19 protein-coding genes and 1 riboswitch are annotated in these 21297 nt (G+C 43.8%); of the genes, 7 read left to right on the top strand and 12 right to left on the bottom strand.

The annotated features are described in order from the left end of the window. Positions 1–44: 44 nt before the first annotated feature. Positions 45–503 (bottom strand): hypothetical protein, encoded by a 459-nt coding sequence (locus NI455_RS10760; RefSeq protein ID WP_004647495.1) that lies wholly within the window; start codon positions 501–503, stop codon positions 45–47. A gap of 179 nt (positions 504–682) precedes the next feature. Between NI455_RS10760 and NI455_RS10755 the strand changes: the two genes are divergently transcribed. Then, positions 683–1138, top strand: a complete 456-nt coding sequence (locus tag NI455_RS10755) for an RcnB family protein (protein ID WP_253114093.1) — start codon at positions 683–685, stop codon at positions 1136–1138. A 38-nt stretch (positions 1139–1176) separates the two neighbouring features. On the opposite strand, the gene NI455_RS10750 is transcribed toward NI455_RS10755, so the two are convergent. Next, positions 1177–1674: a phosphate-starvation-inducible protein PsiE gene (locus NI455_RS10750; RefSeq protein ID WP_005095743.1), complete on the bottom strand. Its 498-nt coding sequence runs from the start codon at positions 1672–1674 to the stop codon at positions 1177–1179. 173 nt (positions 1675–1847) lie between these two features. Here NI455_RS10750 and NI455_RS10745 point away from each other — a divergent pair, with 173 nt between their 5' ends. Next, on the top strand, positions 1848–2054 hold the full coding sequence (locus tag NI455_RS10745) for a hypothetical protein (RefSeq protein WP_005095746.1): 207 nt from the start codon (positions 1848–1850) through the stop codon (positions 2052–2054). A gap of 62 nt (positions 2055–2116) precedes the next feature. Here NI455_RS10745 and NI455_RS10740 read toward each other — a convergent pair whose 3' ends face one another. The 3 genes from NI455_RS10740 to NI455_RS10730 form a co-directional block, all read right to left on the bottom strand. Continuing rightward, entirely contained in the window at positions 2117–3898 is a 1782-nt protein-coding gene (locus tag NI455_RS10740) for an acyl-CoA dehydrogenase C-terminal domain-containing protein (RefSeq protein ID WP_180191474.1), read from the bottom strand. Between the two features lie 168 nt (positions 3899–4066). After that, complete coding sequence (locus NI455_RS10735; protein ID WP_253114092.1) at positions 4067–5869, bottom strand: acyl-CoA dehydrogenase C-terminal domain-containing protein; 1803 nt, start codon at positions 5867–5869, stop codon at positions 4067–4069. 301 nt (positions 5870–6170) lie between these two features. Further along, positions 6171–6791 (bottom strand): hypothetical protein, encoded by a 621-nt coding sequence (locus NI455_RS10730; RefSeq protein WP_253114091.1) that lies wholly within the window; start codon positions 6789–6791, stop codon positions 6171–6173. 135 nt (positions 6792–6926) lie between these two features. Here NI455_RS10730 and baeS point away from each other — a divergent pair, with 135 nt between their 5' ends. The 3 genes from baeS (at position 6927) to NI455_RS10715 (ending at position 9878) form a co-directional block, all read left to right on the top strand. Next, positions 6927–8579 (top strand): sensor histidine kinase efflux regulator BaeS, encoded by a 1653-nt coding sequence (gene baeS / locus NI455_RS10725; RefSeq protein ID WP_253114090.1) that lies wholly within the window; start codon positions 6927–6929, stop codon positions 8577–8579. Between the two features lie 13 nt (positions 8580–8592). Then, positions 8593–9279 carry a response regulator gene (locus NI455_RS10720; RefSeq protein WP_004278304.1) on the top strand — a complete coding sequence of 229 codons (687 nt, stop codon included), beginning with the start codon at positions 8593–8595 and terminating at the stop codon, positions 9277–9279. A gap of 92 nt (positions 9280–9371) precedes the next feature. After that, the gene (locus NI455_RS10715; RefSeq protein ID WP_216986540.1) at positions 9372–9878 is read left to right on the top strand and encodes a GNAT family N-acetyltransferase; all 507 of its coding nucleotides are present in this window, start codon (positions 9372–9374) and stop codon (positions 9876–9878) included. Positions 9879–9955: 77 nt separating this feature from the next. Here the strand turns inward: NI455_RS10715 and NI455_RS10710 are convergent, their stop codons facing one another. The 6 genes from NI455_RS10710 to NI455_RS10685 form a co-directional block, all read right to left on the bottom strand. After that, entirely contained in the window at positions 9956–10327 is a 372-nt protein-coding gene (locus tag NI455_RS10710) for an MmcQ/YjbR family DNA-binding protein (RefSeq protein ID WP_216986541.1), read from the bottom strand. A 76-nt stretch (positions 10328–10403) separates the two neighbouring features. Next, complete coding sequence (locus tag NI455_RS10705; RefSeq protein ID WP_253114089.1) at positions 10404–11849, bottom strand: protein adenylyltransferase SelO; 1446 nt, start codon at positions 11847–11849, stop codon at positions 10404–10406. A gap of 132 nt (positions 11850–11981) precedes the next feature. Beyond that, on the bottom strand, positions 11982–13148 hold the full coding sequence (locus NI455_RS10700) for an acyl-CoA desaturase (RefSeq protein WP_253114087.1): 1167 nt from the start codon (positions 13146–13148) through the stop codon (positions 11982–11984). 455 nt (positions 13149–13603) lie between these two features. Further along, positions 13604–14317 (bottom strand): glycerophosphodiester phosphodiesterase, encoded by a 714-nt coding sequence (locus tag NI455_RS10695; RefSeq protein WP_247143792.1) that lies wholly within the window; start codon positions 14315–14317, stop codon positions 13604–13606. A 142-nt stretch (positions 14318–14459) separates the two neighbouring features. Next, on the bottom strand, positions 14460–15044 hold the full coding sequence (locus tag NI455_RS10690; RefSeq protein WP_129716422.1) for a cob(I)yrinic acid a,c-diamide adenosyltransferase: 585 nt from the start codon (positions 15042–15044) through the stop codon (positions 14460–14462). 102 nt (positions 15045–15146) lie between these two features. Continuing rightward, complete coding sequence (locus NI455_RS10685; RefSeq protein WP_129716424.1) at positions 15147–16970, bottom strand: TonB-dependent receptor plug domain-containing protein; 1824 nt, start codon at positions 16968–16970, stop codon at positions 15147–15149. A gap of 38 nt (positions 16971–17008) precedes the next feature. Next, a riboswitch (cobalamin riboswitch) is annotated at positions 17009–17219 on the bottom strand. Positions 17220–17363: 144 nt separating this feature from the next. Between NI455_RS10685 and NI455_RS10680 the strand changes: the two genes are divergently transcribed. Both NI455_RS10680 and trpB read left to right on the top strand, forming a co-directional pair. Beyond that, a complete protein-coding gene (locus tag NI455_RS10680; protein WP_253114086.1) occupies positions 17364–18008 on the top strand; it encodes a phosphoribosylanthranilate isomerase in 645 nt (214 codons plus the stop codon). Then, complete coding sequence (trpB, locus tag NI455_RS10675; RefSeq protein WP_004732965.1) at positions 17989–19233, top strand: tryptophan synthase subunit beta; 1245 nt, start codon at positions 17989–17991, stop codon at positions 19231–19233. The genes NI455_RS10680 and trpB overlap by 20 nt, the downstream gene beginning before the upstream one ends. Before the next feature lie 138 nt (positions 19234–19371). Here trpB and NI455_RS10670 read toward each other — a convergent pair whose 3' ends face one another. Then, positions 19372–21012: an acyl-CoA synthetase gene (locus NI455_RS10670; protein ID WP_004732963.1), complete on the bottom strand. Its 1641-nt coding sequence runs from the start codon at positions 21010–21012 to the stop codon at positions 19372–19374. Between the last annotated feature and the right edge of the window lie 285 nt (positions 21013–21297).

The following is a 21297-nucleotide window of genomic DNA, read 5'->3' as shown; positions in this document are numbered from 1 at the left end:
AAGTCCCTCTTTGAAAAAGAGGGAGTTAGGGGGATTTTTTATTATCAGCTTTTTGATTCTGGATTCGGCGGAACCAGCTGATCCAGCTCTTTATCCGTTAATTCATCCAGCTCAGAAATATCGGTTTTAATTTTCCATTGCGCTTCATCATCAACCGGATTTGGTAAACGCGCTTCTAACCAGTCACAAACTACATCGGGTGGGAAATCTGCGTGATTACACTGGATCACCCAAGACAGGAAATCTTTGGCTACACCATTCATATATGGCGGTGGCGAAACTGGAAGGAACTGAGTTGGGAGACGTTCATTTTTAGAAATATAATTCAGGACATGACCTAATTCTTGCACAGTTTGCCAAGCCAGCGGATGATCGACATTGATCTGAAACTTAAACCACCATGCCTGTTTGCCATCTGAACCATAGCTATCAATCCGTTCTTTCTGAACACTCGGCACTTTAGAAAAATATTCATGTAAACGATCGAAATTTAAATCAGACACGGTATTCAACTCGAAACATTAAAAAAGTGATTTTAGCATAAAGCAGTCGCCTGCCGATGGGCCTGCTAGATTGAAAATACGCAGGCACATTACAAAAAATTGCAGGGTCAGTAAGCGTATTCATATTTTCTGCATTTATTTTGTTTAAAATATAAACGAGTGATTGAGAGGAAGCCCAAATGAAAATAGTGTTATTGAGTGCAATATTTGCTGCATTGCTATTGGGGGCTTCTGCACAGACGATGGCCGGAAACGCTTGGGGCGGATATACAGGGGTTGAACGTTCTAAGCCGAATTACCGCGCTGCACCATCACGCTCTTATGATCCACCACGGCACTCTTATCCGCAGCGTCCGATGCCACCTAGACTACATTACCCGCAACGACCGACCCATTGGGGTTATCCGCCTGCTCAAAGTCAAAGTGGTCTCAATATCCAGTATCAGGCACCGACCACGATTTATCAAAATTCCAATAGCTATAGCTGGGTGAATGGCGATCCGAATGTGGCTCGAATTGAAAATTCAAGATATAGCGTTATCAGTGACTGGCAGCGTCTGGGCTTACCTGCACCACCGCGTGGCAGTTACTGGATTTATGAAAATGGACGTTATGTGCTGGTGCCGAATCGTTAAGTTAAAAATCCCCCTTTATTCAAGGGGGATTTTTTATATCAAGCCAACTCATCATCTTCCGGACGAGGCGTTTTGCCTTGTGGCACTGGTTTCTCGCTGTGTTTGTCACGAATTACCGATGGATAGGTCCATGACGCATAGCGCACCACTAAAATGGCAAATGCCATAATCAGGATCGAACCGGTAATAATCACCAGATCCATACTGGCTTTATGCGTGTGCTGAATGTCCGCAATGAGCAAGCGGGTCAGTGCGGTAATGGCAATATAAATCAGGAAGCGTACCGGCATATGATTGGTTTTAAAATAGATCCCCACCATGGCACCGAGTTCGAGATAGATGAACAGTAAAAGAATATCGTCAATGGTGGCGAACTGTTTCACGGTCAGAATATCGATGACGGTATGGCCAGCGGACCAGATCACCATACAGCCAATAATAAACAGCGCAATATAATGAAAACTTTCTACAGCAAGATTACCAAAACGGTCGAGGAGGGCTTCAAGTTTTTCAACTTTGGGATGGGGTTTCGGCATAAGATCCTCCTGATTTTTATGTGATATAAACAATACTTATAGAATAACCTGCAAAAATTATGCACAGAATGATTGGATGAAAAATAAAGATTAAATTATTTGAACTTTTGCGCTTTTTTTAGACTAAATTGCTATATTGTATGGGTGGTACATTGAATAAATAGGAGAAAAAAGTGTTAGATAAAATTCAAACAAAAATTGACCAATTAGAAGCCGGAAAAAAATTAATCCTCGGCGTAGGCATTAAGGCTGAAGATATGCAAAAGGTGGTGGAACTCTGCGAGTCTTTAGAGTCAGAGGGGAATATCAAAATTGTGAATAAACATCTGAATCCGAAAAGCAATAATCAACCGGATTCTTTAATGATTCAGAAAGTTTAAGTTTCGAATTGTAATAAAAACGCCTGCATCAAGCAGGCGTTTTTGATTATGGCTGTTTCAGCTTAAGCTTGAGTCGTGAAGTAATCTTCAGAGAAGTTCATGATCAGGTCAGAACCTGATTTTACTTTGGTGATGCGTAGAGCCAGCTCAGGTAGAATGCGTTGCACAAAATAATTCGCCAAAGCCAGTTTGTTTTGATAGAACTCGCCCTCTTTATTTTTCGCAGCATTGGCAATACGCGCGAACATATACGAGAAGCTGAGCAGACCGACAGCGTGCAGATAGTCGACCGCGGTCGAGTTCGGGAAATCATGACTTTCTCTTGCTGCTTCCAGAATAAACTGAGTCACCGATTCGACTTCAGTCGCTGCATCCAAAGTGGCATCTTTAATGAAGTTTAGGTCTGCATCCAGACTGTTGGCAAAGTCACGGATTTCAGAGATATATTCAGAGATATATTCACCGCCACATTTAATGGTTTTACGACCGATTAAATCTTGTGACTGTACGCCGTTGGTGCCTTCATAGATCTGGGAAATACGCAGGTCACGGATACATTGTTCCACGCCCCATTCACGGATATAGCCATGACCACCAAACACCATTTGCGCATCTAATGTTGCCTGGAAGGCAGTATCGGTTAAATAGGCTTTTGCGATTGGCGTGAGTAGTGCCACGCGGTCATTGGCTTTTTTCACCGCTTCAGGATCAGTAGAGAATTTGGTAATGTCCAGTTGCTGACCGACATAGACTGCAAAGGCACGAGACGCTTCATTGTTGGCACGTACATTCAGCAGCATACGGCGTACATCACCATGCACCAGAATACTGTCCGCCGGTTTGTTTGGCGATTGAACGCCAGCCGCACTGCGACCCTGTAAACGATCGGTCGCGTATTGTGCAGCATTTTGATAAGCAAATTCAGAAGCACCTAAGCCCTGAATCCCCATGGACAGGCGCTCGTAGTTCATCATCACGAACATCGCAGCCAGACCTTCGTTTTCTTTACCCACCAGATAACCTTTAGCGCCATCAAAATTCATGACACAGGTCGCAGAAGCTTTAATGCCCATTTTGTGTTCGATAGAACCTGGCCCTACAGGATTGCGTTTGCCAACAGAACCATCTTCATTGACCAGGAATTTCGGTACGATAAACAGGGAAATACCACGTGAACCCGCAGGTGCATCTGGGGTTTTGGCCAGAACCAGATGAATGATGTTTTCCGCCAAATCATGATCGCCGCCGGTAATAAAAATCTTGGTACCGGTGATGCTATAGCTACCATCTTCATTGCGTTCAGCTTTGGTTTTGATAATCCCCAGATCCGTACCGGCATGCGGCTCGGTTAAGCACATGGTGCCTGACCATTCACCCGAATAAATTTTAGGTAAATAGGTTTGTTTTTGCGCTTGTGAAGCATAGCTGTTTAAGGCCATACCTGCACCGACAGACAGCAGCGGATACAGCATGAAAGACGGGTTGGTGGCAAACAGCATTTCATCAGAAAGTACCGTTAGCATTTTCGGCATTTCCTGGCCGCCCCATTCGGTATCTGCGCCCAACCCGATCCAGCCGCCTTCTGCATATTGTTTAAAGGCTTCTTTAAAGCCAGCAGGGGTAGTCACATTGCCATTTTCATATTTTGCGCCTTCTTCATCACCGCTACGATTGAGTGGCAGGGTCACGTTTTGCGCAAATTTCGCCATTTCTTCCAGAATGGCTTCTGCTGTTGCAGCATCGAGGTGCGCTAAATTTTCATTGGCTTGCCAGAATTGTTCTGCATTAAAGACATCGTTGAGGATGAATTTCATATCGGCAAGTGGCGCGTTATAAATTGGCATGGTGTGTCACCTGTTTATTGTTTGATTAAATAAGTTTTAATCAGTCTAAAACACTCAAAATCTGAATGTTAGACGACTAAAGGTTAATTCTGTAACTCGTTATAAAGAAAAAGGACTGTCTGTTCATTGACCGTCCTTTTTCTGTGATGCGATTAGTCTGATTCTAACTTAGAATGCGAAATGTTCTGCATCCAGGTTCATCAATGGCTCTACACCTGTTGCGATCACGTCAACATGTGAACGAACGCGTGGCAGGATTTTCTTGAAGTAGAAGCGTGCAGTGGTCACTTTGGCATTGTAGAAGTCAACTTCAGTGGTGCCAGCAGCCAGTTGCTCTTGAGCAACCAGTGCCATACGTGCCCATAGGTAAGCCAGGGTGACATAACCAGAGAAGTACAGGTAATCGACCGCAGCTGCACCGACTTCTTCAGGGTTTTGCATCGCACGCATACCAATTTGCATGGTCAGGTCGCCCCATTCCTTGTTCAAGGCAGCCAATGGCTCAACGAATTCTTTCATTGCAGCATTGTCTTTGTGCGCTTCAGCAAATTTGTGGATCATCTTGGTGAAGTCTTTCAACATCGCACCTTGAGTACCCAACACTTTACGACCTAACAAGTCCAGCGCCTGAATTTCAGTGGTACCTTCGTACAAACAGGCAATACGTGTATCACGTACGATTTGCTCCATGCCATGCTCAGAAATAAAGCCATGACCACCGAAGACCTGCACACCGTGTTTCGCAGCTTCAGAACCGGTTTCAGTCAGGAATGCTTTTGCGATTGGGGTCAGCAATGACAGGATGTTGTCTGCAAATTTACGGTCAGCTTCTTCTGCAGCATGTTCAACCACGTCAGCATATTGTGCTAACAGGTAAACCAGTGCACGACCACCTTCTGCATATGCTTTTTGCGTCAACAGCATATTACGTACAGCAGGATGTACAATGATTGGGTCTGCTTCTTTCTCTGGTGCTTTAGGACCAGAAAGAGAGCGCATTGCCAGACGATCTTTTGCGTATGCAAGCGCGCCTTGGAATGAACCTTCAGATGCTGCAAGACCTTGAACTGCTGTACCGATACGTGCTGTGTTCATGAACGTGAACATGCAGTTCAGGCCGCGGTTTTCAGGTCCAATCAGAAAGCCTTTAGCATTGTCAAAGTTGATCACACAGGTTGCGTTACCGTGGATCCCCATTTTATGTTCGATTGAACCACAACGTACGCCATTGCGATCGGCAATAGAGCCATCGGCATTTAGGTTGAACTTCGGTACGATGAATAATGAAATACCTTTGGTACCTTTCGGTGCGCCCGGTAAACGTGCCAGTACGATATGGATGATGTTTTCAGCCATGTCGTGTTCACCCGCAGAGATGAAGATTTTCTCGCCAGAAATGGCGTAGCTACCATCTGCTTGTGGCTCGGCTTTGGTACGGATAATACCCAGGTCAGAACCTGCATGCGATTCGGTCAGGCACATGGTACCCGTCCACTCACCTGAAACCAGTTTAGGCAGGTAAGCATCTTTTTGTTCAGCTGAACCGTGGTGTTCTAAAGTACGAACTGCACCGTGAGACAGGCCAGGGTACATGCCCCATGCCCAGTTCGCAGTACCGACCATTTCAGAAATGGTAATCCCTAAAGAATTTGGTAAACCTTGACCGCCATACTGTTCTTCAGCAGAAAGTGAAGGGAAGCCCAGCTCGATGTATTTTTGATACGCTTCTTTAAAGCCTGTTGGTGTAGTCACCACGCCGTCATTCCAGGTACAACCTTCACGGTCGCCCGCCTGGTTAATCGGAGAAAGTTCATTTTCACAGAAATCAGCCGCAGCTTCTAAGTACTGATCTACCAGTTCACGGCTTACGTTTTCTTGGAATGCAGGGAGATTTGCATAGTGTTGTTCAGCATTTAATAATTCATGCAACACAAATTGCATATCACGTAAAGGCGCTTTGTATTGTGGCATATCGGTTTCCTCAATACTGGTTGAACCAGCGTTATAATCTTAGATGAACTAAAACCTGTCTTCACTGACACGGTTTGGAATGATCTAATCGTGCAACAACTTCCCCTGCGGTACAAGCTTTTCGGGGTGTTTTCTTGGTGACTGTAAAGTCAAAGATTAATCTGCATGACGCATTAAAGGTCTTGAGTATAAAGACTTTAGCCATATTCTGCAGGAAACGAATAGTCAACTGTATGCATGAAAGAGCACGCAATAAAAAAGCACCCGAAGGTGCTAGTCGTGAAGCCTTGATTCCTATGCATTAATAGGTAGAGGCTGTGGGCTGGAAACGGACATGACATTTGCCATTGATAGTTTGTTCGCCCATCTTGATCTGTGCAGCTGCCCCGTCTTTTTTGCTTTGACAGGCTTGTAGCATGGCTTGTTGATGTGCCTGGTGTTGAGCGAGGCGCTGATCAAACTGTTTAGTCAATTCTGCACGTTTGGCATCCGTCAAGACTTCACCGTGCATCATGCCTCTACGCATATCGGCACGCATTGGACGATGCTCAGCTTTCATGTCGCGATGGCTTTTCATCTCTTTATGATCTGCTTTAAAGACCATCTTGCAGGTGCCGTCTATGGTTTTATCGCCAGTCTTGATTTGAACAGCCGAGCCCACAGCTTTATTGTCGCAGGCCTGTTGAAGCTGTTTGGCAAACTGCATGCGTTCTGCACGCTTTGCCTTAAACTGTTCACGCTGTTCGGGAGTTAGATGCTGTTTTTTGCCTTCATGATGTTTCATCATATGGGGGTGATCATTATGTTTCATCATATGGGGGTGATCATTGTTTGGGACATTACTGGTGGATTGACAGGCAGTCAACGCACCCATTGATAAAACACTTGCACTGATTAAAGCTATTTTTGTCATGGTTTGCATTGTATTTATCCCCGTCAAGAAGCTGATTCTATGTCAGATAAAGATTAAACAATAAAGATGAAGAAACAATGAAGAGTTTTTTGCTGCGGTGTTCGCTACAATAATGAATATAGAAGAAAAATTGAGATTTCTATTTTGAACATTCGCCGCATTCCCATTGCATTACGTCTATTTTTGACCGTGCTGTTGACCACGCTGGTCATTACCACGGTAAGTCTGGGTGTATTGCATCTGAATATGCAGCGTAATTTCGCCCGCTATGTCGCCGATGTCGAAATGCAGAAGCTGGATTATGTGATTGAAAATCTGGCGGATGTCTATGCAGTTTATCAGGACTGGGGCAATGCGATTCAGGCACAGATTCTCCAGATGGAAGGTGAAGCCGCACCAGATGATTATGACCGATTATCACGCTGGTGGTTACGCCGTCAGTATGATATTGCCTTGCAACAGCGTTATTTTCAGGAACAGACCCTGGCTCAAGTGGCACCGAGTATGGTGGATCCAGAGTTGCCACAACGTCAGGTCAATGAAGAAGAATTACGTTTATTAGCATCTAATTTGCCTTCCCAGTTTCAGCCTTTTGAAGGCTTGAAATTCCCGCTTAGTTCTAATCAGAATCTGTTTAGAACTGATCGCAAAAATGGTGAGCAGCCAGCACAGCAATCGACTGGCAAGAAGCAGTTTATCCAGATGCCGGACCGTCTTGGCCTCAGTTCACGTCTCTCTCTGTATGATGCCAAGCGTCGTTTCGTAGTGGGTGAGGCTTCAGATGAACAGATTTCTTATCGCCCGATTATGGTGAATAATCAGATTGTCGGCTATTTGGGCTTAAAACCGGTTCTGGATCAGGATGATGCCTTAAGTATCAATTTCTTTAGTAACCAGAAGCGTTATTTATTTCTGGTCTATGCACTCAGTATTTTGGCGAGTCTGATTGCTTCCCTGTTATTGGCAACTTATTTCAAAAAGCCGATTCAACGTCTGCTCAATGGTACACGTGCCTTGACTCAGGGGAATTATCAGTATCAGGTTAAAGTAAACCGGAATGATGAACTAGGTGATTTATCCAATGAATTAAATGCATTGGCGGTGATTCTGGATCAGCATGAAACCTCGCGCCGTCAGTGGGTGGCAGATACTTCGCATGAGTTGAAAACGCCACTAGCAGTCTTACAGGCACAGATTGAAGCGATGCAGGACGGGATTCGTAAACCAACGCCTGAACATTTTGCGTCCATGCTGGCGCAGGTAAACAGCCTGAAAAAACTGACCCAAGATCTGGCCGCGCTGGCACAGGTCGATGCCCAGCAATTGCAATTTTATTTCTCCTCGGTAAATCCGTGGGAGGTGGTGCAGCAGGAACTCATCAACTTCCAGCCGAAATTTGAGCAAGCTGAATTGACGGTTACTGCAGATGGCGAAGGGACTGAGTTAAATCTGGATCTGGATCGTTTTAAACAGATTGTGGCGAACTTGCTCAGTAACAGTATTCGCTATACTGAAGCGGGTGGGCAGGTGCATATTCACACCACGCAAGATGATAAAGAATGGACCTTATATGTCGATGATAGTCCGTTTGGTCTGACTGATGAACAACTGGCGCGTATTGGTGAACGTTTCTACCGTGTCGATGATTCGCGTACCCGGGCGACTGGCGGAACCGGACTGGGTTTGGCATTATCATGTAAAATTACGCAGGCGCTGGGCGGCAGCTTAAGCTTTGCACATTCACCACTGGGTGGTTTACGATGCAAGCTGAGCTTTCCTAAACAAGTGAAACCATAAAGGAAATATATTGATGAAACATGTCATGCTGGTTGAAGATGAAATCGAACTTGCACAGTTGGTGCGAGACTATCTGGAAGCTGCTGGTTTTGAGGTCAGTATGTTTCATGATGGGCAGGAAGCATATAACAGTTTTACCCAGCGTAAACCGAGTCTGATGATTCTGGACTTGATGGTGCCGCGTATGGACGGCCTGACCATTTGCCGTAAAGTACGTGAACAGTCGGATTTACCGATTATCATGGTGACCGCGCGTACTGAAGAAATTGACCGGGTATTGGGTCTGAATATGGGTGCAGATGATTATCTCTGTAAACCGTTTAGCCCGAAGGAACTGGTCGCGCGTGTACAGGCTGTGTTACGTCGTCTGGATCGTAAATCAGAACCGGAAAGCAATGATTTATTCCGCATGGACAAATCACAACAGCGCATCTGGTACCAGCAAAAAGCCTTGAATTTAACGCCAACTGAATTCCGTTTGCTGGAGTTATTCCTGGAACATGTCGGACAGGTATATTCACGTGCGCAATTGCTGGATCATATTAATCCGGATAGTTTTGATGTGGCTGACCGTGTGATTGACAGTCATATCAAGAATTTACGCCGCAAGATTTCAGATGCGGCTGAAACCGGTAACCGTCATGAGTGGATTCAGGCGGTGTATGGGGTCGGTTACCGTTTTGAATATCCTGAAGACTGATTAAGTTTTTAATGTTTAAGAGAAGCGAATAGGTGAGAACTTATTCGCTTTTTTTATATCTGAAAATGATAAATATAAGAGGGCTAAAAATAATGAATATCATGATTCGAGACGAGCAAATAAATGACATTCAGGCAATTGAAGAATTAACAAAAGCCGCTTTTAAAAACATTGAATATTCAAGTCATACTGAACATTTTATTATCAATGTATTAAGGGAAAATCATCAATTGACATTATCGTTAGTCGCTCTTGAAAATAATATTGTTGTTGGGCATATTGCCGTGTCTCCCGTATCAATGTCTTCGGGTGCAGCAGGGTGGTTTGGATTAGGCCCTATTTCAGTTTTGCCTCATTATCAAGGTTTAGGCATTGGTTCAAGGCTTATACATGCAGCATTGGACAGACTGAAAGCATTGAATGCAAAAGGCTGTGTGCTATTAGGCGATCCTAAGTATTATGCTCGTTTTGGTTTTCAACCCATTGCCGATTTAATTTTGGAAAATGTACTAGCTGAATATTTTCAAGCGATCAGTTTTGATGGGGCTTTTCCGAAAGCCCAGGTATTTTATGATGAAGCATTTAATGCAACTAAATAACTGACGATATATTGAATAATTCTGATAATGGATCTTAAAATTTTTATATACATCATTCCTATAAACAAGGTAAAAACCTATCGTACTGTTTTAAGTAGCTCAATTCGCTGCCGATCGACTTTTTTTAACTTTAATAGTACTAACTCATAAGAATTCAGCACTAAATCTTCAATCAAAGCTTCGTCCAGATTTTCATCCTCATAAACTGAAACCCAGTGCTGTTTATTCATATGCCAACCAGCACGAATATAGGGATAAATATCCCGCAGCATTGCACCGTGATCAGGCTCAACTTTTAAATTAATGACAGCTTTGCCTTGCAAATGAAAAGTCAGCATAAAGACTTTATCCATAACTTTAAATACATCACAACCCTCACCAAAAGGCTGAGTGACAGTGACCTCAGGCAGTTTTAAAGCAGCTTGGGCAGCAAGAGTATGTAAGGTCATAAGCTATGGATAAATCATCATAAAACTGTGAATAATGTTTAAATTATCCACAGTTTTTATTTTGGATGTGAATAAATTAAGAAGAACAGCTGACCATTACTTCTGGCACGTCACTTGGCAATGGTGCTAAATCTTCAGGCTGTTCCAGATCTGGCTGTTTCTGATAAGGCTGACTCAATAATTTAAACAGGCGGTCTACTTCAGAAAAATCATCCCGCTCTGCTAGTTCAATGGCTTTCTGTGCCATATGATTCCGCAGAATATAATGCGGATTGGCCAGTTGCATGGCGGCATCCAATTCTTCTATATCCTGGTGTTCACGGATAGATCCATATTGCGCCAGGAATGCTTCAAACTGGCGTCGGTCCAGACAATCATCTTTAATGGCTTCATAGTCTTTATTTTGCAGACGGATAAAACTCTGGGTGTAGTCCAGTTGTTCACTTTGCAAAATTCGCAGAAAGGCCATTGCGCAGTCAAAACTGTCTTTATGGAAACTTGGCAAGCCCATTTTCTGGTTTAAACCATGTTTATAATGTTCCAAGAAGGTTGGCTCATAGTGCTCCAGACATGCAGCTAAATCCTGTTTCCATTGTTCTTTGTCATAATCGGTAGGGCAGAGCGGCACCAGATTATTTAACCATTGCCATAAATTCCAATGCCCAATACTCGGCTGCTGCTGATAGGTATAACGACCTTGATAATCCGAGTGGTTATTGATCCAATTCGGACGGAAGCGCTCCATAAAGCCATAAGGACCAAAGTCCAAAGTTGAACCGATAATATTCAGGTTGTCGGTATTCATCACGCCATGTGCAAAACCGACCAGTTGCCATTTGGCAATCATCACCGCAGTGCGCTGAATAACTTTGGTGGCAAAGCTCAGAATCGGCTGTTCGGCTTGCAGACATTCCGGATAATGCCATTCGATACATTTCTGGGTAAATTCAGCCAGCAGATCTGGCTGATACTGATTGATCCATTCAAAATGCCCGAAACGGATATGACAGTCAGAAGTACGCAGCATCATCGCGCCCGGCTCTAGCTTCTCACGCTGAATACCTTGCATTGATGAAGTAAAACCGACTGCATTACTGGATGCCACACCCAAGGCATTTAAGGCATGGCCCGCCAGATACTCACGAATAACTGAACGCAGTACGGCACGACCATCGCCCATGCGTGAATAAGGCGTTGAACCAGCACCTTTTAAATGCAGGTCAATGGTCTGCTGATCCTGATTTAGAATCTGTGCAATCAATAACCCGCGACCATCTCCCAATTGTCCTGCCCATTGCCCAAACTGATGACCTGCATAGGCCATAGCTAAAGGTTCAAACTCAGCAAAGACTTTCTGACCGCTACAAATCTCGACCCATTGCGCCTTGTCTTCGTCCGACCATTGCAGCTGTTCTGCCAATGCTGCATTAAAATGTCCGGCTTTTGCACCTTTTAATGGAAGCGGAATTTGATGGTGATAGAGGCGAGCAGGTAGTGTTTGATAGCGAGAGTTAAAATACATGGCATCGGTACAGGATTGGAATACATGAACTATAACAAAGATAGATGTATAAAACTGTTGTATAAGCGAGAGTTCACGTTATCTTTCGGGCATAAAAAAAGCCCCAATCGGGGCTTTAATGTTCAACAGCTTTTATTGAGAAACTGCAGATTTTTTCAGATTACGAACCAGTAGATTCAAGGTTTGACGATGATGGGAAAGACGCTGTTCAACCAGCTGGAATTCAACTTTCAGCTTGTCATCCATCTGATGGATTTTTTCAGCCATCGATGCTTTCTTGACCTGAATTTCCTGTTCTTTCAGCTTTGCCCAGTCATTTAAAGTTTGGGTAAATGCATCATATTCCTGTGCAATCTTGGTTTTTACCGCCGAGATGTCTTCAGAAACATCATGACCATACACCGCAAGATCCTGCTCAGCATATTTAAACTTCATTGCCAATTCCGCTTTTTTGATATTAAAGCTAGGAATACGGCGCAAGTTTTTAGCTAAACCAAGCTTAGAACAAGTCCAGATCAACCATTTGGTTGGATCGTATTGCCACCATTTCACGCCGTTACGGTAATCGTATTGGAAAATGTGGTGATAGTTATGATAACCCTCACCCCAAGTTGCAACCGCGAGTACGAAGTTGTCACGTGCAGTATTTTCGTCGGTATAAGGACGATTTCCCCACATGTGGCACAATGAGTTAATGAAGAAGGTCACATGATGGCTCAGGATTAAACGCATTAATCCACCCAACAGCAATACGCCCCAGACATCGCCGACTGCCCAGCCAATTGGCAATAAAATCGCGGCATGAACAGCAATCACTAAAGGAACGTAGTATTTGTCCTGAAACATCACTACTTTGTCTTTTAACAGATCTGGCGCATTTTTATAGTTGGCTGCACCTGATGGATAATCACGTAACATCCAGCCAATATGTGCATACCAGAAACCTCTATTGATCGAGTACGGATCTTGATCAACATCATCGACATGACGGTGATGGGTACGGTGACCAGATGCCCAGAATAAAATACTATTCTGTACAGCAAATGTACCCATAATCATCAAGATGATTTTCAATGGTAAAGTGGCTTCATAAGCACGATGTGCCCACAGGCGATGGTATCCTGCTGTAATGCCGAGGCTGCTTACGCCCAGTAAAACAAACATACTGATCCAAGCGGCAGCGCTAAAATCATGGTGATACGCATACAACGGAATCGCGATCAGGGCTAAAATCGGTAAAAATACCAATGCAAACACAGCAATCCAGTTGATGGGGGCTTTGGGTAAGGGAGCATTCATCTCCAACAGCACTCCTAGAACCTCGGAAGGTATAACAAAAAGCAGAAACTACTGTTGGTTTTAACAGCAGCCTATCTTGTCCATATTAGCATGTGCCCTAAGGCATCACTAGCATTATTGTACGGTTGTATTGTACTTGTCGGTAACAGAATAAGTAGGGCAGAAGTGACCATTTTGCGAGCGTAGACAGGCTCTGATTTCCGACTAAGTGACTGAGGATTATCACTCTTTCAGAAAATTGAAACCGAATGAATCGGAGGAAAATCATTGTTCATAATTTCTACAATATTATTAGAGAATTTGCAGAATATACGTGTTGGGCAACTTAAGCTCACTTTCAAATAAAATCTGATTAAGGAACATTCACACTTTCATTATTGTATTGTCGAAATGAACTGGATTAAGAAATACCTAGATCAATTAAGGCTAAGAGAGATTATTTTAAGAGAAATTGTTCAGAGTTGTTGCAGCATCAATTTTGGATAATCGGTAATCAGCCCCTGAATGCCCCAGTCTCGCAGCTGTTTAGCTCGGGTCACATCATTCACTGTCCAGACACTGATATTCAACTCGGCAGCCTGCGTGGCTTGAATCAGGTCTTTACTGGCCAGTTCATCCATCCAGCCAATATGACAGCATCCCAGTTCCAGCGCCTGATCAATAGCTTGATGTTTGACATCGGTCTCAATCAATAAACCACGTTTTAAACGTGAGTTTTGCTGTTTAAATGCATCCAGAATTTTGGCATCAAAGCTGGTAATAATGGCTGCCTGCTCATAGCCTTGTAATTGCTGTTCGACTTCAAACGCGATTTTCTCAGCTGCTGCTTCAGATGTTACGCTTTTAATTTCGACTTCAATATGCTCGAAATTTCGAATGACATTTAAGGTTTGATCGAGCAGTGGGGTCGCTTCGATTTTATTCCATTCTGACCAGGCCACTGCGTGATTATATTGGGTAAGATCTTGACGGTTACACTCGTATAGATGCTTCTGCAAACCGGTGGTACGCACAAAGTCATCATCATGCATGATGATTAAGGCATTGTCTTTGAGCTGACGAACATCAAACTCAACGGCGCGAATGCCGATCTCCTGAATATATTGAAAACCGCCCAAGGTATTTTCAGGGGCTTCACCACGTGCACCACGATGACCAATTATGCGCATAAGATGCTCATGAGTGGGAAAGTTAAGTTCATTTTGCGAGGGCTACGTGACAGAAGGATGACACTTTCTATTTTCGTCAGATGCTCTGTAAAATCAAGAGACATCTGACGTGTATTTTTAGATGCTAACTTGAAACATAATTTTACTTTTCGATGCTGTCATTGATATTTTTTTGCCACAGCACTTCGGAACCGCCTTCAGCGCGTTGCAGGGTGCGTGATGCTACAAATAACCAGTCCGATAAACGGTTAAGTAGTTGCAGTGACGCTGCCTGAATATTTTGGTCACGGTGATGTACCGACATTACGCTGCGTTCTGCACGACGGCAGACTGCACGCGCCTGATGGGCAAAGCTGCATACCAGCGTTCCGGCAGGCAGAATAAAGTCTTTTAACATCGGCAACGCTTCATTCATGCGGTCGATATCATTTTCTAAAAACTCAATTGATACCGGTTGCACCAGATTAAAACCTGGAATACAGACTTCACCACCAAGATCGAATAACCAGTGTTGGATCAGGCTTAAAGATTTATCCCAAGCGGCTTGATCTTCAATGTTACTTGCTGAAATTTGTGTACGTAATACGCCAATCACGGCATTCAGTTCATCGACATCACCCAGCGCGGTAATACGCAAGTCATCTTTGGCAACGCGTGAGCCATCACCAAGCCCTGTAGTACCCGAATCGCCTGTGCGCGTGTAGATTTTACTTAAACGGTGGCCCATATGTGTTCCTTGAATTTTTAATGAAGATAATAAAAAAGGATAATGTCGGTCATAACATTATCCATAAACTGCGCTGTTTTAAAGTTTTTTGCTGTTTAGAGCTTAGTATTTAAAAGTGATTCCAATAGAAGCGAGGCGGTCACTGGCAATGTAATAAGATGTGGCATCATTAAATGCTGTTTTGTAATTGGTATCACCTAGGTTACGAATATTCACAAAGGTTTTTAAGTGAGGATTCACTTGCCAATAGGCATTCATATCAATGACTGCATAGCCTGGAATAAGGCCTTTATCCTCCTTAGATTTACCTTTAGCTACTAAAGACGTGGACGCACCATACTGACCATTATCCCAACCCAAGGTTAGGTTGAAGTTTTGGCGTGGGCGATTTGGCAAATCTTTATCTTTATCATCGTTCTTAGCTTGAATATACGCATATTCAGCATTGGCATAGAAGTCATCTTGTGTCAATTTTAAACCCAATTCAGCACCATTAAAGGTGGCGCTGTCCATATTTTCAAATACCCAGTTGGTATCTCCGTTAGAGACCATAATATTGTCGACTTGGGTTTGAAAAGCAGAACCGTATAATGTCATTGATGGGGTGATTAGATGATCAAAACCAATTTCATAAGATACACTTTCTTCTGGTTGTAGGTCAGGATTACCGCCCCACCAAGCGGGTTCACTAATAATTTGCCCGACAACTGGGGCACGAAATGCTGTTCCGACATTGGCATAAATACTTGATGTAGGGCTTAGGGTATGTCGAACAGCGAGTTGTCCTACACTATGTGTACCAAATTGCTGATTGTCTTCAACTCGAATACCCGCTTGGGTGCTGATGACATCATTTTGATATTGGTGCTGTAAATAATAGCCAGTGCTATCATTTTCATCTTTAAAGGTGTTTAAACTTTCAGCTTCTGTCTTATTGTAATGTACACCCGCAAGAAGTTTATGCTCGGCGTTGATTTGCCATTGAATATTGGAATCTATTTCTTGTTGTTCAGTGATTACAGTCGATGGATAAGCGCTTTGTACAATTACGTATTCATCTTCAAATTGTGATAGGCGAGTTTCCCACACTAAATTTGGATTAAGCTTAAAATAACCTTTAATATTATAAAGGCGATTGGTGAAATCATAAGCTTCTGGTGCACCATAAGAGAAGTAGTCGCCGTGACCTTCATTTTCTTTAAATTCCGCTGACAATCCAAAGTTGTCTTGATCAACGCCTAATTTCGCTGAATAGCCTTTTTGATCGAAACCTGCTTTTTTAGCTTGATTGCTAATAATTTGGTCACCATCTGTTTCTAGGCGTTGCCCACGAATTTGGGCGTAATAGCCATTTTCAGCAGCATCAACACCGACAAGTGATTTGTAGGTATTTTTTTCACCGACTTCGACCGTTGTAAACGCACTATTTTCTGTCGGTGTTTTGGAAATGAGTTGAATTACACCTCCAATTGCATCAGTACCATATTGTACCGATGCAGGGCCTTTTAGAATTTCAATTTGCTTAATGTCTGTCGTATCAATTAAATGTAAATTTGTACCTGCAACAGTTGCGGTATTGGAGCGCATACCATCTTGTAAAATTAAGGTATGTGCGGCATTGCTGCCACGCAAGAAAATTGAAGCTGGTTGACCATAGCCACCCACTTGTTTGACTGATAGCGCTGCTTCTTTCGTTAATAATGAAGGTAAGTCAGCAATAGGGGATTGTTGAATCGTTTTTTCATCAATCACATTTAGACGCATCGGCACATTTTCAATATTTTGTTCGCTGCGTGATGCCGTGACCACAATGGTATCTAAAGATGCTTTCGCAACTTTTTGCTCGTTAGCAAAAACAGATGAAGTGGTACCCAACGCAAGTGCGATCGCACCTACTAAGGCAGTAGGTTGACAATGAAGTGACATGTTAAAGCTCCCTACATTCACTTCCCCGTGAATGATTGAGTTATAGAACACAACAAGCAGGTTTCCGGACTTAAATGTGCAAAGCAGCGACTTTGCTGTATATCCACCTTCCCACATCAAGATGCAGTGGTGTAAACCGAAGAGTTTAAATTGATAGACGTTTCATTTTTTACCGTTGCGGGGGCAGTGCTGGATTTACACCAGCTTCCCTAAAGCCTGAAGGCTTGGACTTGCTGCAAAGTGAGCGCAGTATAAAGTCAGTATGAGTTATATACAATCTGCATAGAGAATAATCCAGATGAACTTTACGCAAGTCAGAAAAATTGCATTACAATGATTTGCCCCAATCTTATAGATTGTTCAATACATTGGTAGATCTAGAGCCAACATAATATGCGAACCCGTGCCAAAATTTGTGGAATCACCCGAGTTGAAGATGTACATGCCGTAGTCAATGCCGGCTGTGACGCGATAGGATTTGTATTTTATCCACCGAGTCCACGCCATGTTACTTTAGAGCAGGCTGAAATCCTGATCCGGTCAGTTCCAGCTTATGTACAGGCGGTGGGCTTATTTGTGAATAGTCGCGCAGATGAAATTCAGCATATTCTTAAAACCGTTCCGCTCGATATTTTGCAATTTCATGGCGATGAAACACCTGAACAATGTCAGGCCATCGCCCAGCAGGTCGGACGCCGCTGGTATAAAGCCATTCAGGTGCAACCTGATCTGGATGTGGTTGCAGAAATTCAGCGTTATCAAGATGCAGGCGCAAGTGCAGTACTATTAGACGCATGGCATCCTGACCTGAAAGGCGGCACAGGGCACAGCTTCGATTGGGATACATTTCCCAAACTCAATCTTCCCTTGGTCTTGGCAGGCGGTTTAAATCCTGACAATATCGAACAGGCAATTCTCACCACACAGGCCTATGCCGTGGATGTGAGTGGCGGTGTCGAGTCCGCAAAAGGTATTAAAGACCAACAACTCATAGAACGCTTTATGCAAGGAGTCCATCGTGGATCAGCAAAGTACTAGCCAGAACAGTCAGGCAGTTGACTATACCCAATTCCCGGATGAACGCGGGCATTTCGGTATTCATGGCGGACGTTTTGTGTCAGAAACACTCATGGCGGCTTTAGAAGACTTGGAAAAGCTCTATTTCCGTATGAAAGATGATGCGCAGTTTTTGGCAGAATTTGACCGTGACATGGCGTTTTACGTCGGTCGTCCGAGTCCTTTATATCATGCTGAACGATGGTCGAAAGAGTTGGGTGGCGCACAGATTTACCTGAAACGTGAAGACCTGAACCATACCGGTTCGCACAAAGTAAATAACACAATCGGTCAGGCCTTACTGGCGAAGCTTTCCGGCAAGAAACGTATTATTGCCGAAACAGGTGCAGGCCAGCATGGTGTAGCAACGGCAACAATTGCAGCACGTTTAGGTCTTGAATGCGTAGTATTCATGGGCGCAGACGATGTAAAACGTCAGGCGATGAACGTCTACCGTATGCGTTTATTAGGTGCGACGGTTGTGCCGGTAGAAAGTGGCTCCAAAACATTAAAAGATGCCATGAACGAAGCCATGCGTGATTGGGTGACCAATGTTGATTCAACTTACTACGTCATTGGTACCGTGGCAGGTCCACATCCATATCCGCAACTGGTTCGTGATTTCCAGTCGATCATTGGTCGTGAAGCACGCCGTCAGATTCTGGAACAGGCTGGCCGTTTACCAGATGCCCTAGTGGCATGTGTCGGTGGTGGATCCAATGCCATGGGCTTGTTCTATCCATTCCTGAATGACCAAGATGTGAAAATGTATGGTGTTGAAGCAGCAGGTCATGGGATTGAATCAGGCAAGCACTCTGCGCCGTTGAATGCCGGTCATGTCGGTGTACTGCATGGCAACCGTACTTATTTAATGTCGGATGCACAAGGTCAGATTATCGAAACCCATTCAATTTCTGCAGGTCTGGATTATCCGGGTGTGGGTCCGGAACATAGCTTCCTGAAAGATATGGATCGCGTGAAATACGTGCCGATCAATGATCAGGAAGCTTTACAGGGTTTCCGCGACTTGACCAAGATTGAAGGCATTATTCCGGCGTTAGAAAGCGCACATGCTATGGCTTATGTCACTAAACTTGCACCGACCATGGATAAAGATCAAATTATTATTGCGACGGTTTCAGGTCGTGGTGATAAAGATTTGATGACCGTTGCCCGTATTGATGGCGTGGAAATGGTAGAGATGTAAGCTCCTTAAAGTCCTCTCCTTATAGGAGAGGGTTGGATGAGGTTAAATCTCACAAAAGGATAAGTTAAAAAATCGTGCTAATAAAAATTAGCACGATTTTTTATTGAGTAGATTTTGAAAAAACATGCCTGTATGGAATTAAGAAAATTCACCTTGCGCGCGCTCTTTGGCCCATTCACGTAAAACAAATTTCTGCAATTTTCCGGTCGAAGTTTTTGGAATTTCGGTAATCACCACATCCTTAGGCACTTTAAAACGGGCCAGATGCTCACGGCAGAATTCCATAATTTCTTCTTCTGTGGCTTTTTTTCCTTCTTTGAGTTCGATAAAGGCACAAGGAACTTCCTGCCAGCGTGGATCAGGCTTGGCGACTACCGCCGCAGTCAGCACCGCCGGATGCTGATACAGCACTTCCTCCACTTCAAGTGAAGAAATATTTTCTCCGCCGGAAATAATCACGTCTTTAGAGCGGTCGGTAATTTTGGCATAGCCATCCGGTTGGCAAACTGCCAGATCTCCTGTATGGAACCAGCCACCGGCAAAGGCTTCAGCGGTCGCCTCAGGATTTTTCAGATAACCTTTCATCACGATATTGCCACGGAACATGATTTCACCCATGGTCTGACCATCATGTGGCACTTCCTGCATGGTATCCGGATCAAGCACTTTCATGCCATCTTGCAATGGATAAGGTACGCCTTGGCGGGAGTGCAACTGTGCTTGTTCCTGAATAGATAAATCACTCCAGCCGGCTTGGGATGCGCACAGTGCAGAAGGACCGTAGGTTTCTGTCAAGCCGTAGACATGGGTTACGTTAATGCCAATATTGCGCATGCCTTCAATGATTGCTGCTGGAGGTGCGGCACCCGCCACCATCACTTCGACACGGTGATCAATTTTGGTCTTTTTCTCTTCAGGTGTGTTAATCAGCATCGACAGGACAATCGGTGCCCCACAGAAGTAATCGACTTTATGTTCGGCAATCAGTTTAAAGATCAGTTCAGCATCGACTTTACGCAAGCAAACGTTGGTTCCGCCGTTGGCTGCCATGGTCCAGGCAAAGCACCAACCATTACAGTGGAATAGCGGCAGTGTCCATAAATAGGTGGCACGTGGTGTCATGCCACAGGCAATAATATTACTGGCTGCGTTAATGTAGGCACCGCGATGATGATAGACCACGCCTTTCGGGTTGCCTGTGGTTCCAGAGGTATAGCTTAAGCTGATGGCATCCCATTCATCTTGTGGTAGATGCCATTCAAAGTTTGCATCGCCTTGCGCAATCCATTCTTCATATTCAATTTGACCAATACGTTGATCTTCACCTTCAAACTCTACATCGGCCACATCAATGACATAAATGTCTTGTGAAACTAGAGCAAGTGCTTCAGTCGCAAGTGCGGTAAATTCAGGATCGACCAATAACACTTTACTTTCAGCATGTTCTAGCATGAAAGCAAGGGTCTTGGCATCCAGACGGGTATTTAAGGTATTCAGAACTGCGCCTGCCATCGGCACAGCAAAATGCGCTTCGATCATGGCAGGGACGTTAGGCAGTAAGACAGACACGGTATCATTTTTACCGATGCCTAATTTTTGGAGTTGGTTGGCAAACTGACGACAACGGTTGTATTTCTCACGCCAGGTAATACGACGCTTACCGTGAATAATCGCGTTCTGGTTTGGATAGATATAAGCTGCACGATCAAGATAGCGTAAAGGTGATAAGGCTACAAAATTCGCGGGGGTACGCGGTAATTCATCATATGCGCTAACCATTGTAAAACTCCGTTCTATATTTATTTTCATATCCTTTTGAAAAGATATGTATTTCTCAGAAATCTTGCATTTATGCTTTAGTCGAGTGCGATTTTACAAATTCTAAGTAATTGAATATTAATAAAAATATTTAACCCTACTTAAATGTTCTGAACGCCTGGGTTCCCAAGTTTGATTTTTTAGGTATTTTACTCTAGGGCGTGTCCTCATTTGGCTTTGCACCAAATAAATATGCAGGCTATACGCATAGATTTATAATTGCGTGCTAGTTTATCAAATCGAGTT

The sequence above is a fragment of the Acinetobacter lwoffii genome, assembly GCF_024129435.1.
Taxonomy (GTDB): domain Bacteria; phylum Pseudomonadota; class Gammaproteobacteria; order Pseudomonadales; family Moraxellaceae; genus Acinetobacter; species Acinetobacter lwoffii_F.
The sequence above is the reverse complement of the archived record's forward strand: the minus strand, read 5'-3'. Positions and strand labels throughout refer to the sequence as shown.

What these genes read in the sequence shown, in the direction of transcription:
- NI455_RS10755 (WP_253114093.1), top strand. Translation starts at nt 683, where the DNA reads ATGAAAATAGTGTTATTGAGTGCAATATTTGCTGCATTGCTATTGGGG.
- NI455_RS10750 (WP_005095743.1), bottom strand. Translation starts at nt 1,674, where the DNA reads ATGCCGAAACCCCATCCCAAAGTTGAAAAACTTGAAGCCCTCCTCGAC.
- NI455_RS10740 (WP_180191474.1), bottom strand. Translation starts at nt 3,898, where the DNA reads ATGCCAATTTATAACGCGCCACTTGCCGATATGAAATTCATCCTCAAC.
- NI455_RS10735 (WP_253114092.1), bottom strand. Translation starts at nt 5,869, where the DNA reads ATGCCACAATACAAAGCGCCTTTACGTGATATGCAATTTGTGTTGCAT.
- NI455_RS10730 (WP_253114091.1), bottom strand. Translation starts at nt 6,791, where the DNA reads ATGCAAACCATGACAAAAATAGCTTTAATCAGTGCAAGTGTTTTATCA.
- NI455_RS10720 (WP_004278304.1), top strand. Translation starts at nt 8,593, where the DNA reads ATGAAACATGTCATGCTGGTTGAAGATGAAATCGAACTTGCACAGTTG.
- NI455_RS10715 (WP_216986540.1), top strand. Translation starts at nt 9,372, where the DNA reads ATGAATATCATGATTCGAGACGAGCAAATAAATGACATTCAGGCAATT.
- NI455_RS10710 (WP_216986541.1), bottom strand. Translation starts at nt 10,327, where the DNA reads ATGACCTTACATACTCTTGCTGCCCAAGCTGCTTTAAAACTGCCTGAG.
- NI455_RS10705 (WP_253114089.1), bottom strand. Translation starts at nt 11,849, where the DNA reads ATGTATTTTAACTCTCGCTATCAAACACTACCTGCTCGCCTCTATCAC.
- NI455_RS10700 (WP_253114087.1), bottom strand. Translation starts at nt 13,148, where the DNA reads ATGAATGCTCCCTTACCCAAAGCCCCCATCAACTGGATTGCTGTGTTT.
- NI455_RS10695 (WP_247143792.1), bottom strand. Translation starts at nt 14,317, where the DNA reads ATGCGCATAATTGGTCATCGTGGTGCACGTGGTGAAGCCCCTGAAAAT.
- NI455_RS10690 (WP_129716422.1), bottom strand. Translation starts at nt 15,044, where the DNA reads ATGGGCCACCGTTTAAGTAAAATCTACACGCGCACAGGCGATTCGGGT.
- NI455_RS10685 (WP_129716424.1), bottom strand. Translation starts at nt 16,970, where the DNA reads ATGTCACTTCATTGTCAACCTACTGCCTTAGTAGGTGCGATCGCACTT.
- NI455_RS10680 (WP_253114086.1), top strand. Translation starts at nt 17,364, where the DNA reads ATGCGAACCCGTGCCAAAATTTGTGGAATCACCCGAGTTGAAGATGTA.
- NI455_RS10670 (WP_004732963.1), bottom strand. Translation starts at nt 21,012, where the DNA reads ATGGTTAGCGCATATGATGAATTACCGCGTACCCCCGCGAATTTTGTA.